The following is a 17,599-nucleotide window of genomic DNA, read 5'->3' as shown; positions in this document are numbered from 1 at the left end:
CGCGGTAGGCATTGGAAAAGTGTGCAGCAGAAGAAAACCCGCAAGCAAGACTGACCTGCACCACCGACTTGCTGGTCCGCTGCAGCTGAGTCCTGGCCTTGAGCAATCTGAGATTGAGGTAATACTTGGAGGGCATCGCCCCGAGATACTGCCGAAAGAGCCGCTCCAACTGTCGGCGCGAAACGCCGACCAGCCCGGCGATCTCGTCGGTAGTCAGAGGATCCTCGATATTGGCCTCCATGAGCAGCAACGCATCGTTGAGCCGAGGATGCCGCTCGCCCGGCGCAGTCACGAAAGGAATCCGCTGCCGCTCCTCGCCGCTGCGCAGCGTGCCGGCGCCAAGCGCATCGGCAATCCGCTCCGCGAGATCGACGCCATGCTCCCGGCCGATCATGGCCAGCATGAAATCGACGGTGGCCTGCCCACCCGCACAGGTCGCCCGATCGCGATCGATCTCGAAGATCTGCTGCGTGACGATCGAGCGCTCGAACTGCTCGGCGAACTGCTGATACGTCTCCCAGTTCACGCTCACGCGATACCCGGAAAGCTGCCCGGCCATCGCGAGCCACCACACGCCATGGTGAATGCCGGTCACGACCGGCGTACGCTGCCCGACCCGCGCAAGACTCGCGAGAAACAACCGGTAATCGGCAAACTGCTGAAACCGCTCCGACACGACGATCAGCCAGTCGCACGCGATCGCATCGTTGAACGCCGCATCGGCATGCCACTGCGCACCGCCGGCGAGCGGCACCGGCCGCCCGTCCCACGAACACACCTGCCAGCGATACAGCAACCGCCCGTCGATCTCGTTCGCGAGATTCAACGCATCGACGATCGGACCCACACCCGACATCGACACGGGCGGCAATGCAACGATCGCCACCTGCGTCGTGCGGGTGGCGCCTGCGGGACGAGACACCGGTACCACGTATGAAACCCGCCCCGCGCGTTACTTGAGACTGCCCGACAGGAACTGCTGCAGACGCTCGCTCTGCGGACGCACCAGCACCTCCTTCGGATCGCCCTCTTCCTCGGTCCGCCCCTGATGCAGGAACATCACGTGGTTCGACACGTTGCGCGCAAAACCCATCTCGTGCGTCACGACGATCATCGTGCGACCTTCCTCGGCAAGCTTCTGCATCACCTTCAGCACTTCGCCGACGAGCTCCGGATCGAGCGCCGACGTCGGCTCGTCGAACAGCATCACATCCGGATGCATCGCAAGCGCACGCGCAATCGCGACACGCTGCTGCTGGCCACCCGACAGATGCGACGGATACTGCTTCTCGACGCGCGGCGCGAGGCCGACCTTCTCGAGATATTCGCGCGCGCGCTCCTCGGCCTCCTTCTTCGGGATGCCGAGCACATGCACCGGCGCTTCCATCACGTTCTCGAGCACGTTCATGTGCGCCCACAGATTGAAGTGCTGGAATACCATCGCAAGCTTCGTGCGGATGCGCTGCAACTGCTTGTGATCGGCAACCTCCAGCGCACCGGCACGGTCGGCCTTCGTGCGCACGGTCTCGCCGTCGACGACGATCTGCCCCGCATTCGGCCGCTCGAGAAAATTGATGCAGCGCAGGAACGTGCTCTTGCCCGACCCGCTCGCGCCGATGATGCTGATGACGTCGCCGGCCTTCGCGTTCAGCGACACGCCCTTGAGCACCTCGTTATCGCCATAGCGCTTGTGAATGTCGACCGCGGCAAGCTTGGTGGAAGCGGACGCGCTCGTTTGAGTGATCTCGGCCAACTGGCTCTCCTCGAAGTGAAATCAATGACGGCCGGCCGCGAGATACGCGAGCCAGTGGCGCTCCGCCCGGCGAAATGCCGCGACGAGTGCGAACGATACCGCAAGATAGATCAGCGCGGCGATCCCGAACGACTGGAACGCCATGTAGGTCGCGGAATTGGCGTCGCGCGCGACCTTCAGAATGTCGGGCACGGTCGCCGTGAACGCGACGGTGGTCGCGTGCAGCATCAGGATCACCTCGTTGCTGTACAGCGGCAGCGCACGGCGCAGCGCCGACGGCAGGATCACGCGGCGATACATCGTGAACGGCGACATCCCGTAGGCACGCGCCGCCTCGACCTCGCCGTGCGGAATCGCACGAATCGCGCCGGCGAAGATCTCGGTCGTGTACGCACAGGTGTTCAGCGCGAACGCGAGAATCGCACAGTTGAAACCGCTGCGGAAAAACGCGTCGAGCAGCGAGTGCGAGCGCACGAACTCGAGGCTGTACATGCCGGTATACATCAGCAGCAACTGCACGTAGAGCGGCGTGCCGCGGAACACGTACGTGTAGAGGCGCACCGGCATCGACACCCACTTCTTCTTCGAGACGCGCGCGACCGCGAGCGGCACCGCACACACGAAGCCGAGCGAAATCGACGCGACGAGCAGCCACAGCGTCACCGCAAGGCCGGAGAGGCGCTGGCCGTCCCAGTAAAGGAACGCCTGGCCGAATTCCTGGAGGATCTCGATCATAGTTCTGCGTGCCGCACGCCCATGGAGTAACGCTTCTCGAGCTGGATCAGCACGAGGTTGGAAACGGTGGTGATCGCAAGGTAGATCAGCGCCGCGATGAGGATGAAGAAGAACATGTTGAACGTGCTCTTGCCGGCATCCTGGGCGGCCTTCACGACGTCCGCGAGACCGATGATCGACACCAGCGCGGTCGCCTTCACGAGTACCTGCCAGTTGTTGCCGATGCCCGGCAGCGCGAAGCGCATCATCTGCGGGAACATGATCCGCACGAATACGCGCAACCCGCTCATCCCGTAAGCGGCGCCCGCCTCGAGCTGGCCGCGCGGCACGGACAGAAACGCGCCGCGGAACGTCTCGGTGAAGTACGCACCGTAGATGAAGCCGAGCGTCAGCACGCCGGCAACGAACGGATCGATGTCGATCTGGTCCCAGCCGACGAAGTCGGTGAACTGGTTCAGCCAGATCTGAATGCTGTAGAACAACAGCAGCATCAGGACGAGGTCGGGTACCGAGCGGATCAGCGTCGTATAGCCGGTCGCGATCGCTCGCAGCACCCGGTTGTGCGACAGCTTCGCCACCGCGCCGATCAGCCCCAGCGCCACCGCAGCGGCGAGCGACAGCACCGACAGCTCGATGGTCTGCACGGTGCCGGCCCATAGGACAGGACCAAAGCCGTAAAGGAACACGCGCGTCTCCAGTGTTGATTGGACACCGGCGCGGATAACCTGTCCCACGCCGGGCTGACGCGGATAGTCGCAAGCGAAATTGATTGCCTCAAATCACCGTGCGCACGATTGCTGCGTCGCAACAATTCGTCCCGTCATTTGCAGGCATCGCCTACATCGCTGTTTCGAAAGGAAAAAAGCCGCTTCCTGACAGTCCGATAACGGGCGGGGAAGCGGGCTTTTTGCAATTTTCCGGTCGCTTTTTCGATATAGCGACGAAGGCGGTATTTACCGCCCCTTCAGGATGTCGGAGCGCGAAGTCGTATAGACAAGTCCATCCGGGCCGAAATGGACATTGAAGAACGCGTCGGTGTTGACGCCGTCCTCGAGCCAGCGCCAGCTCCACACCGTCTCCGGTTTCAGCGGGTACTGCGCGATGTCGCCCGGCTTGCCGAGCAGGCGCCGCACCTCATCCTCGTTCATCCCGGGGCGCACCTTCGCGAAATTCTCGGCGGTCAGCACCTGCGTCGCGCCCGTGTAGCGCCCGTTCGCGTCGAGATCGACAAACCACGTCTGGTTGCCCATCGGGCCGCGCGGATACTCGAGACGCTTCGAGCCATCCGTGAATACGCGCTCGGTCTCGGGCTTGCCCATCGTGCCGCGCACGTCCTCTTCGGTCGATACGCCGACCTTCAGCCCCTTGAGCAGCAGCGGCGCCGGCTTGATCGCGGTGAAAAAATCCCTGATACGTTGCACGTCGAGATGGCCTTGCTTGTCGTCGCACCCGGTCAGCGCCAGCGCGGCGGCCAGCATCGTCACGGAAAACAGCCGGAAACGGAAAATCATCGGAGGAAATGCGCGTCGAGAAAACACGCGGCAAGGATACTCGCGCCACGCCAAAAGCGCGAGACGGGCGCGCGGCCCGTCTCGGTTTCAATGCGTCGTTTCGGTCCGGACCTCGGCCTCGCGGGCCGCCGGCTGCGGGGTGCGCGGCGGTGCCGAGAGCACCCCGATGCTGCGGCGCGTACGCACGAGTTCGGCAAGCTGCCACGAACCGAGCGCGAGGCAGCCGAACAGCACCTCGCGGCCGCGCTTGACCAGCGCGAGCGACAGCGCCGCCTCGCGGTCGACGCCGAACATCTGCGCGAGCAGCACGACGGTCGCCTCCTGCACGCCGAGGCCGCCCGGCACCATGAACGCCGCATGCCGCACGGCCTGCGTCATCGCTTCGATCGCGACGGCGCCGCCGATCGACACCGGATGACCGAGCAGCGCGAGCGCCCAGTAAATTTCGAGCGAGCCGAGCACGTAGCCGGCCAGTTGCCAGAAGAACGCGCTGAACAGCAGGCCCGTGCGCGACATCAGCGCATCGATGTCGCCATCGAGCCGCCGGCCGTCGACGCCCTGCAGCAACCGGTGCGAATCGCCGAGCAGGCGCCCCGCGAACCGCTCGATCGCATGGAACACGCCGCCGCGACGCATCAGCACGACGCCGAGCACCGGCAGCGGCAACGTGAGCAGCAGCGCGAGACCGATCGTGCCGCCGCCCATGTCGTGCGTGGTCGCCAGCAGCAGCACGAGGCCGAGCGAGGCGAACGCATACTGGACGACGATCGTCACCAGCACCTCGACGATCACCGACGCGGTCACGCGGCTCGCGTCGGGCACCTGCCAGCGCGCCATCCGGATTCCGACCAGCTCGCCGCCGATCCCGACCACGGGCAGCAGCCGGTTCACGGCCTCGCGCACGGTCGCGATCCACCACAGGAACGACAGCGACGCGCGACGATCGAGCAACTGATGCCACGCGTACGCATCGAGCAGCAGCGGCAGCGCGTGAAACGGCACGAGCCAGAGCAGCGCGTAACCCGCGCGCTCGAGCATCTGCGACACGTCGCCGATGCCCTCGTGCAGGCCCAGCGCGAGCAGGATCCCGATGCCGATCGGCCAGCCGAGCCATTTGATCCACTTGGTCATGACGGCTGCGCCCCCGGTTCGTGCGACGTACGCGCCCCGCGGTGCGCGGCCCCCTGGCCGAACACATCCGCAAACCCGCCGGTCGCGACGCCGGCCGTCTTCAGCGCGGCCGCGACGCGCGGCGACAGCAGCGCGTCGAGCTCGTCGACCGGACGGTAAGCGGCCATCGTCGGCGTGATCGGGCCGTCGCCGGCCTCGGCCGGATGGCAGTAGATCTCGCCGACACCGGGCGGCAGCGACGCGAGCGCGTCGAGCAGCACGGCCTCGTCCATCGCGCCCGTATGTTCGATCCCGACCACGTAGTCGTTGTGCGCGAGCCCGGCACGGTCGAGCCGCGCGCGCACGAGCGCGATCCACGGCTTGAGCAGCGCAGGCGCGCTCGTTTCGTACGGCAGGCGCACCGCACGCAGCCCGTAGTCGCGGCCGATCTCGACGATCATCGACAGCACGGTCGGATGCAGGTGGAAATGCTTGTGCGCATTCACGTGGTCGAGCGGCAAGCCGCTCGCCGCGAATGCGTCGAACTGCGCGCGGATTTCGCGGCGCAGCTGCGCACGCACGTGCGGCAGGAAGAAGAAGCGACAGCCGTCCTTCGCCATCGCATCGCCGAACCGCCCGTCGGGGCCGACGAGCGCGGGTATTTCATGCGCGGGCAGCGTGGCCGGGCCGTCCGCGAGCACCAGATGCAGGCCGACCGCGAGCGACGGCAGCCGCCGCGCGCGATCGATCGCATCCTGCGCGGCCGGCGCGCCGACCATCAGGCTCGCGGCGTTCAGCACGCCGTCGCGATGCGCGCGCTCGACCGCCGCGTTCACGCGCGGGTGCAGCCCGAAATCGTCCGCGGTGAAGATCAGCGACCGCGCTGCCCGCTGCGTCGTCACGAATCAGGCCTCGTGCGCGCGCAGGAAGCGGAAGAACTCGACACCTTCGCGCAGACGGCGCTTCATCATGTCCCAGCTCGTCAGCATCTCGCGAACGATTTCCCAGATCTTCGACGGACGGAAGTAGAACTGGCGATAGAACTGCTCGAGGTGGTGATAGATCTCGTCGCGCGACAGGTGCGCATAGCCGATCGCCGCGAGCTGCACGCCTTCCTTGCTCACCAGGTTGATGGTCTTGTTCTCTTCCATCCAGCCGTTTTCGACGGCCTGCTTGTACAGCGTCGTGCCCGGATACGGCGCGGCGAGCGACACCTGGATCGTGTGCGGATTGATTTCCTTCGCGTACTCGATCGTCTTCTTGATGGTTTCCTGCGTCTCGCCCGGCAGGCCGAGGATGAAGGTGCCGTGGATCTTGATGCCGAGCTTCTTGCAGTCCGCGCTGAAGCGGCGCGCGAAATCGGTGCGCACGCCCTTCTTGATGTTCACGAGGATCTGGTCGTCGCCGGATTCGAAGCCGACCAGCAGCAGGCGCAGGCCATTTTCCTTCATGACCTTCAGCGTCTTGTACGGCACATTCGCCTTCGCGTTGCACGACCACGTCATGCCGAGCTTGCCCAGGCCGATGGCGATGGCTTCGGCGCGCGGCAGGTCGTCGGTGAAGGTGTCGTCGTCGAACATCAGCTCCTTCACTTCCGGCATGTTGTCGCGGATCCACTTCGCTTCCGCGAGCACGTTCTCGACCGAGCGCGTGCGGTAGCGATGGCCGCTGACCGTCTGCGGCCACAGGCAGAAGGTGCAGCGCGACTTGCAGCCGCGGCCCGTGTAGATCGATACGTACGGATAGTTCAGGTAGCCGATGAAGTAATTGTCGATCTTCAGGTCGCGCTTGTAGACGGGCGCGACGAACGGCAGTTCATCCATGTTCTCGAGGATCGGCCGCGCTTCGTTGTGCTCGATCGAGCCGTCCTTCGCGCGCCAGCTCAAACCCTTGATCTGCGGGAACGGCTTGCCTTCGGCGATTTCCTTGCAGGTGTAGTCGAATTCCTCGCGGCACACGAAGTCGATTGCCTCGCTTGCCGTGAGCGAGTTGTGCGGATCGACCATCACCTTCGCGCCCACCATGCCGACCAGCATCGACGGCTTCATCTTCTTGAGATCCTGCGCGAACATCGCATCGGTCGGGAACGACGGCGTGCTCGTGTGGATGATCACGAGGTCGTAGTCGTTCGCGATCTTCAACGTCTCTTCGACCGACAGGCCGTCAGCCGGCGCGTCGACGACGCGGCTGCCCGGCACGAGCGCGGCCGGCTGCGCAAGCCACGTCGGGTACCAGAAGGAACGGATCTCGCGCTTCGCCTGGTAGCGCGAACCGGCTCCGCCGTCGAAGCCGTCATAAGAAGGGGCCTGCAAGAACAGCGTTTTCATGAATGCTCCGGTAGCCTGCATAGTTCGATTCGTTTCAACGATTCAGTCAATCACCCGCGGGCCGCCCTGCCGGCGCCCGCCTCTCTGTCATGTCGCGTCGCGCGGCGTGGCCGCGCGGCGCGTCTCGGCCTTCGGGCCGGATTCGGTGGGCAGCGGGTTCGCCGCTGCTCCCGGATGTCCTGCGCCGCTGACGTACGTCAGCGGCCGTCGCCGCCTTCCACGGCCGCCGTCGCGCGCTCGCCGCCGACGACCGTCATCCTCGCGCCGCGCCACACCACGTGCGTGCCGAACACGGCCGCGAGCCATTCGAGCGCGAGCAGCGTGTCGCGCACCGCGATGAGCGGCAGGTCGCGCCAGAACGCGCGCCAGCCGTCCTCGCCGCGCGCGTGCAGCACGAGCCGCCCGAACGCGCCCACGACGGCCGCCCCACCGGCCAGGGTGCCGGCGAAGGTGCCATCGAGTCGCAGCGCGAGCGCCGCGCCGATCGCAAGCCAAGGCGCGGTAAACGTGATGAACAGGAACGCGAAGCCGCCCGGGTTCAGCGAACGGATCGTGCGCAGCCAGCGCGTCTCGCGATGCCAGAGCGGCCCGAACGACGGCTCGATCACGTCGGTCGCGACGTCGACCTCCGACAGCACGGTGCGCCGCCCGAGGCGGCGCGGCAGCTCGGCAAGCCAGAAATCGTCGGCCAGCTCGTCCTTCAGTGCGAGAAAACCGCCGACGCGCTCGAGCGTGTCGCGCGTGAGCGCGAGCGTCGCACCGAAACCGAAGCGGCTGGAGCGGCCGAGGTGCGTGATTCGCACCGACGGCGCGAACCACGCGTCGACGAACTGCGCGCCGATGCGCGTCCAGAACCCGCCGACGCTGCGCGCATGATACAGGCACGTGACGACGCCGACCGACGCATCGGCGAGCGGCGCCGTCACGCGCTCGAGGTAGTCCGGCTGCACCGCGATGTCGCTGTCCGCGATCACGATGCGGTCGTATTTCGCGCGCTCGGCGAGATTGATCAGGTTGCTGACCTTCAGGTTCTTGCCGTGCACGCGCGCGTCGATCACGAGCGTGATGTCGCATTCCGGATAGTCCGTCCGTAACCGCTCGACCACCGCGATGGCCGGATCGGCTGCCGACGCGACGCCGAACAGCACCTCATGGCGCGGATGGCGCTGCTCGCAGAACGTCGCGAGGTTCTCGTACAGGTGCGGCTCCGCGCCGCACAGCGGCTTCAGCACGCTGACGGGCTCGAAACCGTCGCGCGCGGCGGTGCGCGGCGTACGCGGCCCCGGCGCGAATGCCGCGAGGAGCGCGTAGCCGGCCGCAGCAAGCGCAAACACGACGAGGAGCCAGTCGAGCAGTGTGACGGTCGGCGTCATGCGCGACGCCCCCCGCCAACCCGGGCGCCATGGCAGTCGATCGAACCTGATTGAACGTGATTGTGTATTCCGGCAGCAACGAACGCGGGCACGACCCGACTCCTTGTTCCAGCAGCGTCAATGTATTGGGGGTGGCACGCCCATTCCCCGAAAGCGGCCATGCCCGGCTTCGCGTGGCGCATCGTCGCGCCATCCGCGAACGGGATACGGGAAGACTCGAATGGCAGCGTCGGCACAACATGGACAGGGGCCGGATTTTAGCAGCCCGAGCCACCCCGCGCTTGGGCACCGCGCGAAACGGACTGGTGCAATTCCAGCAAAGCTGCGCGGCCGGCCGCCCCCTTCGGCACCCCCGCGTTCACATTAGCGTAAGCGCTTTGCAGGCGTATTGCAGCCTTGGAAATCAAACGATTCGTGCAAATTTGTACGTCGATGCGAAGACATGCCCAATCGCCGTAGAGATTGGTAATTATTTGGAGATTGGATCGATTTTTGCAACGATCACATCCATCTGCCTTGCACCCCTGAAAGGCGCATGGGTATCCGCGCATCGCCAGCGCGTTCCGGAACCCTTTGGCAAAATCGTCGGCATCTGTTGCGCACGCGCATCACCGCGCCCCTCCCTTTCGAAGGCCACCCGATGACTCCGTTTTCCGTACTCGATCTTGCCCCCATTCCCGACGGCGCCGATGCCGCGCAGGCTTTCCGCAACACCGTCGATCTCGCGCAGCACGCGGAGCGCCTCGGCTATCGGCGCTACTGGCTGGCCGAGCATCACAACATGCCCGGCATCGCCAGCGCGGCGACCGCCGTCGTGATCGGTCACGTCGCCGGCGCGACGAAGACGATCCGCGTCGGCTCGGGCGGGATCATGCTGCCGAACCACGCGCCGCTCGTGATCGCCGAGCAGTTCGGTACGCTCGCGTCGCTGTATCCGGGGCGCATCGACCTCGGCCTCGGCCGCGCACCCGGCACCGACCAGACGACGTCGCGCGCGCTGCGCCGCGACCTGATCGGCAGCGCCGACTCGTTTCCGGACGACGTCGCCGAGCTGCTGCGCTACTTTGCCGAGCCGGTGCCCGGCCAGCGCGTGCGCGCGGTGCCCGGCGCGGGGCTCGAGGTGCCCGTGTGGCTGCTGGGCTCGAGCCTCTTCAGCGCACAGCTTGCCGCGATGCTGGGGCTGCCGTTCGCGTTCGCGTCGCACTTCGCACCCGACTACCTGATGCGCGCACTCGAACTCTATCGCGCGCAATACCGGCCGTCGGCCGCGTGGCCGAAGCCGCATGCGATGGTCGGGGTCAACGTGTTCGCGGCCGACACCGACGACGAGGCGCGGCGCCTGTTCACGTCGCTGCAGCAGCAGTTCATCAACTTGCGTCGCGGCACACCCGGCAAGCTGCCGCCGCCCGTCGACGTGCTCGAGGCGAGCGAGTTCGAACTCGCGAACGTCGCGCATGCGCTGTCGTTCGCGGCCGTCGGCTCGCGCGACACGGTGCGCGACAAGCTGCGCGACCGGATCGCGCAGACGGGCGCGGACGAGTTGATCATCACCGCGCAGATCTTCGATCACGCCGCCCGCGTGCGTTCGTTCGAGCTGGCCGCGCAGATCCGCGACGAACTCGCGAACGAAACCCGCTGAGCGGCCAGGCGCGCCCGCCGCCGGTTCACTGCGGGTGCACTGCCTCCAGCCCGTCGAGCAGCGCCTTGTGGAACGCGTCCGGATCCTGGATCTGCGGCGCATGTCCGAGCGCCGGGAATTCGACGAGCTGCGCGCCGGGAATCGCCGCCTGCGTGCGCTTCGCGAGTTCCGGGTAGTGGCCGAGCTTCGCGTGCACGTCGGGCGGCGCAACGTCCTTGCCGATCGCGGTCGTGTCCTTGTCGCCGATCAGCAGCAGCGTCGGCACGCGAATCGCGCCGAGTTCGTAGACCACCGGCTGCGTGAAGATCATGTCGTAGATCAGCGCGGAATTCCACGCGACCGCGTCGCGGCCCGGGCCGCGATACATGCCGGCGAGCATCTGCACCCAGCGTTCGTACGCCGGCGACCACTTGCCCGCGTAATAGGTCGACTGCTCGTAGCGGCGGATGCCGTCCGCCGTCGTCTTCTGTTCGCGCGCATACCAGTAATCGACCGACAGCGGCGGCACGCCGAGGGCCTTCCAGTCCTCCAGGCCGATCGGATTCACCAGCACGAGCTGGTCGGTCGCCTTCGGATACATCAGCGCATAGCGAATCGCGAGCATCCCGCCCGTCGAATGGCCGACGATCGTCGCCGATTTCACGCCGATCGACTCGAGCAGCGCATGCGTGTTGCGCGCGAGCTGCTGGAAACTGTACTGGTAGCGGTCAGGCTTCGACGACTTGCAGAAGCCGATCTGGTCCGGCGCGACCACGCGATAGCCGGCGCGGCTCAGCACGCCGATCGTGTCCTGCCAGGTCCCCGCACAGAAGTTCTTCCCGTGCAGCAGCACGACGGTACGGCCGTTCGGATGGGCCGGCTGCACGTCCATGTACATCATCTCGAGGGTTTCGCGCTGCGATACGAACGCGTAGCGGTGCACCGGCTCCGGATACGTGAAGCCTTCCAGGCGCGAGCCGTATACGGGCCCGTCGTTGCCGACGCTCGCCGGGACGGTGGCCGCGACGGCGGTCGCGCATGCGGCGGCGACGCCCGCGCCGAGCGCGGCAGCGCGCCCCAGGGACAACATCTTGCAAATCGAAAGCATGGCGATCACTGTAAGGGGAAATGCACGCGGGCAGCCGGACGGCTCCGCGCCCAGCGATTCTACGCGGTCGGCTGACGACGGCGCGCAACACTCGATGGCCGGGCGACTTCCGCGTGCGCGATGAACTCGGGTATCGTGTGACGTGCCCCCTGAAACGCGTGTAGGCGAATACCCCATGAAAAACGTCCTCAGCATTCAGTCGCACGTCATCTACGGACACGCCGGCAACAGCGCGGCCGTGTTCCCGATGCAGCGCCTCGGCGTCAACGTCTGGCCGCTCAACACTGTCCAGCTGTCGAATCACATGCAGTACGGCCACTGGGCCGGCAGCGCGATCGACGCCGCGAAGATGGAACAGCTCGTCGACGGCGTCGCCGCGATCGGCGCGCTCAAGCGCTGCGACGCGGTGCTGTCCGGCTTCGTCGGCTCACCGGCGCAGGCGCGCGCAACGGTCGAAATCGTGCGCGCGGTGAAGGCGATGAATCCGAATGCGTGGTACTTCTGCGATCCGGCGATGGGCCAGACGGGCGGCATCCGGCCCGAGCCCGGCGTCGAGGAGTTCATCGTCCAGGAAATGCCGGCGCTCGCCGACGGCATGTCGCCCAATCACACCGAGCTGCAGAAGCTCGCCGGGCGGCGCATCGAGACCGTCGCGGAAGCCGTCGACGCGTGCCGCGCACTGATCCGCCGCGGCCCGAAGATCATCCTCGTCAAGCACCTGCACGATCGCAACAGCGCGGCCGACCGCTTCAACATGCTCGCCGTCACCGAAACCGAAGCGTGGATCGGCCAGCGTCCGCTGTATGCGTTTCCGCGGCATCCGGTCGGCGTCGGCGACCTCACCAGCGCGATCTTCGTCGCGCGCCGGCTGCGCGGCGACTCGGTGCGCGCCGCGTTCGAGCACACGCTGGCAGCCGTGCATGCGGTCGTGAAAGCGACCTACGACGCGCGCCGCTACGAGCTCGAACTCGTCGCCGCGCAGGATGAAATCGCGCGCCCGAGCGAATGGTTCGGCGCGTGGGTGACCGACGCCTGACGCGTCCGTTTCGTCCGTTTCACCGGCGTGCGACACGCGCCGCCCCGCCCCCTCACCACCTCCTCTCCCCAAGCAGGCTCGTCGGCGCAACACCGGCCGAAGCTCCTCCGGAACACGCATGCAAACGTTTCCGGGCTTCACATGAATGACACCGAATCCTCGCTATGCTCGCGGCGGCACGACCGGCGCAGCCGCATCCTGCGCCCCGGACGCGCTCACATTCTTCGCATGTCCCGCCAATCGGCTCCCTCCATTACCGCACGATAACGACCATGACCCGATCGAACCGTCGTGACTTCCTGCGCGTCGCCGCCGGCACCGCCGGCGCCGCCGCGCTGAACCTGTTCCCGCCCGTGATCCGCGATGCGCTCGCCATTCCCGCGAACCGCCGTACCGGCACGATCCGCGACATCGAACACATCGTGATCCTGATGCAGGAGAATCGCTCGTTCGACCATTACTTCGGCACGATGCGCGGTGTCCGCGGCTTCGGCGACCCGCGCCCGCTGCGTCTCGCGACCGGCAAGTCGGTGTTCCATCAGCCGGTCGGCCCGGCCGAACTCCTGCCGTTCCACCCGGGCGCGGACAAGCTCGGCCTGCAGTTCCTGCAGGACCTGCCGCACGGCTGGCAGGACATGCACGCCGCCTGGAACAAGGGCCGCTACGACCAGTGGGTGCCGAACAAGGGCACCACGACGATGGCGTACCTGAAGCGCGACGACATCCCGTTCCACTACCAGCTCGCCGACGCGTTCACGATCTGCGACGCGTACCACTGCGCGATCCCGAGCTCGACCGACCCGAACCGCTACTACATGTGGACCGGCTACGTCGGCAACGACGGCACGGGCGGCGGCCCGGTGCTCGGCAACGAGGAAAAGGGCTACGGCTGGACAACCTATCCGGAGGTGCTCGAACAGGCCGGCGTGTCGTGGAAGATCTACCAGGACGTCGGTACCGGGCTCGACGCGAACGGCTCGTGGGGCTGGACGCAAAACCCGTACATCGGCAACTACGGCGACAACTCGCTGCTGTACTTCAACCAGTACCGCAATGCGCTGCCCGGCACGCCGCTGTACGACAAGGCGCGCACCGGCACCAACATCAGCGCCGGCGGCACGCTGTTCGACGTGCTGCAGCAGGACGTGAAGAACGGCACGCTGCCGCAGGTGTCGTGGATCTGCGCGCCGGAGGCGTACTCGGAGCACCCGAACTGGCCGGCAAACTACGGCGCGTGGTACATCGAGCAGGTGCTGCAGGTGCTCGTGTCGAACCCGGACGTGTGGAGCAAGACCGCGCTCTTCATCACCTACGACGAGAACGACGGCTTCTTCGACCACGTGCCGCCGCCGTTCGCGCCGCAATCGCGCGACAACGGGCTGTCAACGGTCGCGACCACCAACGAGGTGTTCGCCGGCGACGCAACGCACATGGCCGGCCCGTACGGGCTCGGGCCGCGCGTACCGATGCTCGTCGTGTCGCCGTGGACCAAGGGCGGCTGGGTCTGCTCGCAGACGTTCGATCACACGTCGCTGCTGCAATTCATCGAGGCACGGTTCGGCGCGCAGTATCCGGTCACGGCCGCGAACGTGGCGCCGTGGCGCCGTGCGGTGTGCGGCGACCTGACGGCGGCATTCGACTTCGCGACGTCCGACGCCGCATGGCCGACGCTGCCCGACACGACCGGCTATGCGCCGCCCGACCGGGCACGCCACCCCGACTACATCCCGGTGCCGCCGGTGCTGCAGAAGCTGCCGAAACAGGAGGCCGGGCTGCGGCCGGCACGCGCGCTGCCGTACGAGTTGTTCGTGCACGGCCGCGTCGAAGCCGCGAACGGCCAGTTCCGGCTGACCTTCGCGAACACGGGCCGCGCGGGCGCGTCATTCCAGGTGCAGTCGCGCAACCGCCTCGACGGCCCGTGGACGTACACCGTCGAAGCCGGCAAGCGGATCGCCGACACGTGGAGCGCGGCCGCATCGCTCGGCCTGTACGACCTCGACGTGTACGGCCCGAACGGCTTCTACTGCCATTTCCGCGGCCCGTTCGCGACCGGCGTCGGCAGCGCGAGCGTGAACCCGGAGGTGATCTACGGCTACGACGTCGCGAACGGGAACGTCACGCTGCGCCTCATGAACCGCGGCCACAAGGCGGTTCGGCTCAAGGTGACGAACGCGTACGGCCACGGCGGCACGCGCACGTTCGACCTGGCGCCGGGCGCGCAGATCGACGACTACTGGGATCTGCGCGGCAGCCACGGCTGGTACGACCTGACGGTCAGCGACGGCCGGCTGCTCGGCTTCGTGCGCCGCTTCGCGGGCCACGTCGAGACCGGCCGCCCGAGCATGAGCGACCCGCTGATCCGCACGAACGCGTCGCACGACCACATCGAGGCAGCGTCGGACGCCCTGTCCGACTGACGACGGCGCGGACGCGGCGCGGCCCGTGGCGAGCCGCGCCGCCCGCACGCACGCCCCTGCCGTCCGTTCGTGACGGGAAACTCCCGATACCGGCCGCCCCCGCACGCGCGGAAGCTATGCGCAAATCCGCAGCGAATGCGCGGTAAATTGCCAAGACCTGCGCATATCGGCGACCTATATATCGAGGCGATCGGGGCTCCTCATGGAGCCTGACGGGAGATTCTTCCGGGAATTCATCATGCCGACCTCCCCGCCCGATTCAGAGAAGCGGTCGAACCGCCCGCCCGTCGCACGCGCCCGGCCCGCCGGATGCGTGCGGTACCCACCCGCTGGTGTAGAACAAGAGGAAAGAACATGAAATTCCGTCATTCCCTGCTGTCGGTGTCGGTCGTATCCGCGCTTACCCTCCTCTCGCAGCAAGTCGCCCAGGCCGCCGACACGACCGACGTGAAGGTCGGTTTCGCCGCGCCGCTCACCGGCGTGAACGCCGGCTACGGCAAGGATCTCCAGAACGGCGTGCAGCTTGCGCTCGACGATGCCGTCGCGCAGAAAGTGGCGATCGCCGGCAAGCCCGCGAAATTCAACCTCGTCGTGCAGGACGACCAGGCCGACCCGCGCATCGGCGTGCAGGCCGCGCAGGCGCTCGTCGACCAGAACGTATCGGTGGTGATCGGCCACTTCAACTCCGGCACGACGATTCCGGCGTCAGTGGTCTACGACAAGGCCGGCATCCCGGTGATCGACCCGGCCGCGACCAACCCGACGCTCACGTCGCGCGGGCTCGCGAACATGTTCATGGTGATCGCGACCGACGGGCAGAACGCGGGCAACGCGGGCAAGTACGCGGTCGACGTGACGAAGGCGAAGCGCATCGCGATCATCGACGACCGTACCGCATTCGGCCAGGGCGAAGCTGACGAGTTCGAAAAGGCCGTGAAGGCGGCGGGCGGCAACATCATCGACCGCGAGTTCACCAGCAACCAGGCGGTGGACTTCCGCGCGCAGATCACGAACCTGAAGGGGAAGAGTCCGGACCTGATCTTCTTCGGCGGCCTCGATTCGCTCGCCGCGAACTTCATCAAGCAGATGCGCCAGCTCGGGCTGAACGCGCAATTCGTCGGCGGCGGCGGCGTGAAGGACAACGAGTTCATCAAGATCGCTGGACCGGCGGCAGAAGGTGCGATGGCGTGGGAATATGGGCGTCCGCTCGACGAACTGCCGCAGGGCAAGGATTTCGAGCAGCGTTTCAGGAAGCGCTTCGGCGTCGACGTGCTGTCGTACGCGCAGTTCGGCTATGACGCGACCTGGGCCGCGATCAAGGCGATGCAGGCGGCAAATTCGACCGATCCGAAGGTCTACCGCCCGGCGCTGAAGAAGGTCGACTTCGAGGGCATCACAGGCCGCATCTCGTTCGCGAACGACGGCTCTCTGAAGAGCGGGATGTCGACGCTGTATCAGGTGAAGAACGGCACGTGGAAGACCATCGTGACGAAGGGGGGCTGATCGGGCCGACCCGGCGCATCGGGTAACCGGGGGCCGGCGGCGAGGAACGCCGGCCGGCCCTCTTCGCATGGGAGTCCCGAACAGACGACACACGTGCGGAACGATCGGTGCACGCGCACCGATCTCATATGACGACTGATGTTTTGGGTACTTGACCGCAGCCTGCCGACCGCGGCCACACGCGCATCGCGGGCCGCGCCGCCGTTGTCGGTCGCCGGTCAGCCGGCCTGCGTGTCGCGTTCCGCCTCGGCCGCTTCGTGCGCGCGGCGCAGCCGTTCGCGGCTGTTGGTCAGGTGCGTGCGCATCGCGGCGCGCGCGGCCTCCGGGTCGTGACGCGCGATCGCCTCGTAGATATCCTCGTGCTCGTGATTGAGCCGGCCGACATAGCGCTCGAGGTCATCGCCGGCGAAGCGCGCCGAATTCACACGCGTGCGCGGAATGATCGATGCGCCGAGCTGCGTCATGATGTCGACGAAATAGCGGTTGCCGGTGGACTGCGCGATCTGCAGATGGAACTGGAAGTCGAGCTGGGCCGTGTCGCGGCCGCCCCCCGCCCCCGATGCGATCGCGTCGAGCGCGCGCCGCAGCGCGGCGAGGTCGGTGTCGTTCGCGCGCTGCGCGGCGAGGCTCGCGCATTCGCTTTCGAGGCTGATGCGCAGCTCCAGCACGGCGAGCACGTCACGCAGCGTCGTGATGGTCGCGGGATCGATGCCGAGCGTCTGGCGACGCGACGGCTCGAGCACGAAGCTGCCGATGCCGTGGCGCGTCTCGATGAGGCAGCTCGCCTGCATCCGCGAGATTGCTTCGCGCACGACCGTGCGGCTGACGCCTTGCGCCGCCATGACTTCGGTCTCGGTCGGCAGCTTGTCACCGGGGCGCAGCGTGCCGTTTTCGATCTGCGCGGTCAGCGCGTCGACGACATCTTGTGCGAGGCTGCGTGCGCGACGGCGCGGCGCTGCGGGAAGCGTGGGCACGGACATGAGGCCGGTTCCTTTGAATATCGTAGTAATGTGAGCCGAGGGTTTACGCGGGGTTTGAGCGAACGCCGATGATTCATTATACTGCGTCACAAGTCATCCGACGACTGATGATCTCGACACGGATCTCC

General features: G+C 66.7%; 15 protein-coding genes. 4 read left to right on the top strand and 11 right to left on the bottom strand.

Annotated features, from left to right (window positions below; genetic code table 11):
- The 9 genes from J7024_RS17150 to hpnI form a co-directional block, all read right to left on the bottom strand.
- The coding region (locus J7024_RS17150; protein WP_234745318.1) for a GlxA family transcriptional regulator at positions 1–931 on the bottom strand (931 nt) is incomplete at its 3' end.
- A 21-nt stretch (positions 932–952) separates the two neighbouring features.
- A complete protein-coding gene (locus J7024_RS17145) occupies positions 953–1,753 on the bottom strand; it encodes an ABC transporter ATP-binding protein (protein ID WP_124829111.1) in 801 nt (266 codons plus the stop codon).
- A 21-nt stretch (positions 1,754–1,774) separates the two neighbouring features.
- The gene (locus tag J7024_RS17140) at positions 1,775–2,488 is read right to left on the bottom strand and encodes an ABC transporter permease (protein ID WP_124829113.1); all 714 of its coding nucleotides are present in this window, start codon (positions 2,486–2,488) and stop codon (positions 1,775–1,777) included.
- Positions 2,485–3,174, bottom strand: a complete 690-nt coding sequence (locus J7024_RS17135; protein WP_124829115.1) for an ABC transporter permease — start codon at positions 3,172–3,174, stop codon at positions 2,485–2,487. The genes J7024_RS17140 and J7024_RS17135 overlap by 4 nt, the downstream gene beginning before the upstream one ends.
- Before the next feature lie 267 nt (positions 3,175–3,441).
- Positions 3,442–3,999: a hypothetical protein gene (locus J7024_RS17130; RefSeq protein WP_124829117.1), complete on the bottom strand. Its 558-nt coding sequence runs from the start codon at positions 3,997–3,999 to the stop codon at positions 3,442–3,444.
- Between the two features lie 87 nt (positions 4,000–4,086).
- Entirely contained in the window at positions 4,087–5,130 is a 1,044-nt protein-coding gene (locus J7024_RS17125) for an HpnL family protein (RefSeq protein ID WP_124829119.1), read from the bottom strand.
- Positions 5,127–6,011 carry a hopanoid biosynthesis-associated protein HpnK gene (gene hpnK, locus J7024_RS17120; protein ID WP_124829120.1) on the bottom strand — a complete coding sequence of 295 codons (885 nt, stop codon included), beginning with the start codon at positions 6,009–6,011 and terminating at the stop codon, positions 5,127–5,129. The genes J7024_RS17125 and hpnK overlap by 4 nt, the downstream gene beginning before the upstream one ends.
- Before the next feature lie 3 nt (positions 6,012–6,014).
- Positions 6,015–7,457 carry a hopanoid biosynthesis associated radical SAM protein HpnJ gene (hpnJ, locus tag J7024_RS17115; protein ID WP_311767805.1) on the bottom strand — a complete coding sequence of 481 codons (1,443 nt, stop codon included), beginning with the start codon at positions 7,455–7,457 and terminating at the stop codon, positions 6,015–6,017.
- 176 nt (positions 7,458–7,633) lie between these two features.
- Positions 7,634–8,809, bottom strand: a complete 1,176-nt coding sequence (gene hpnI / locus J7024_RS17110) for a bacteriohopanetetrol glucosamine biosynthesis glycosyltransferase HpnI (RefSeq protein ID WP_124829122.1) — start codon at positions 8,807–8,809, stop codon at positions 7,634–7,636.
- Positions 8,810–9,449: 640 nt separating this feature from the next.
- On the opposite strand from hpnI, the gene J7024_RS17105 reads away from it, so the two are divergent.
- Positions 9,450–10,448, top strand: a complete 999-nt coding sequence (locus tag J7024_RS17105; protein WP_124829124.1) for an LLM class flavin-dependent oxidoreductase — start codon at positions 9,450–9,452, stop codon at positions 10,446–10,448.
- A gap of 25 nt (positions 10,449–10,473) precedes the next feature.
- On the opposite strand, the gene J7024_RS17100 is transcribed toward J7024_RS17105, so the two are convergent.
- Entirely contained in the window at positions 10,474–11,535 is a 1,062-nt protein-coding gene (locus J7024_RS17100) for an alpha/beta fold hydrolase (protein WP_124829126.1), read from the bottom strand.
- 175 nt (positions 11,536–11,710) lie between these two features.
- Here J7024_RS17100 and pdxY point away from each other — a divergent pair, with 175 nt between their 5' ends.
- The 3 genes from pdxY (at position 11,711) to J7024_RS17085 (ending at position 16,491) form a co-directional block, all read left to right on the top strand.
- Positions 11,711–12,571, top strand: coding sequence for a pyridoxal kinase PdxY (gene pdxY, locus J7024_RS17095; RefSeq protein WP_124829128.1), 861 nt, complete (start codon positions 11,711–11,713; stop codon positions 12,569–12,571).
- Positions 12,572–12,843: 272 nt separating this feature from the next.
- Positions 12,844–14,988, top strand: coding sequence for a phosphocholine-specific phospholipase C (locus J7024_RS17090; protein ID WP_124829130.1), 2,145 nt, complete (start codon positions 12,844–12,846; stop codon positions 14,986–14,988).
- Between the two features lie 354 nt (positions 14,989–15,342).
- Complete coding sequence (locus tag J7024_RS17085; RefSeq protein ID WP_124829132.1) at positions 15,343–16,491, top strand: branched-chain amino acid ABC transporter substrate-binding protein; 1,149 nt, start codon at positions 15,343–15,345, stop codon at positions 16,489–16,491.
- A gap of 218 nt (positions 16,492–16,709) precedes the next feature.
- Here J7024_RS17085 and J7024_RS17080 read toward each other — a convergent pair whose 3' ends face one another.
- Positions 16,710–17,471, bottom strand: coding sequence for a FadR/GntR family transcriptional regulator (locus tag J7024_RS17080; protein ID WP_124829134.1), 762 nt, complete (start codon positions 17,469–17,471; stop codon positions 16,710–16,712).
- Positions 17,472–17,599: the final 128 nt, after the last annotated feature.

It is taken from the genome of Burkholderia sp. WTPI3 (assembly GCF_021483755.1).
Classification (GTDB): domain Bacteria; phylum Pseudomonadota; class Gammaproteobacteria; order Burkholderiales; family Burkholderiaceae; genus Burkholderia.
This window is presented reverse-complemented; position numbering and strand designations above follow the sequence as displayed.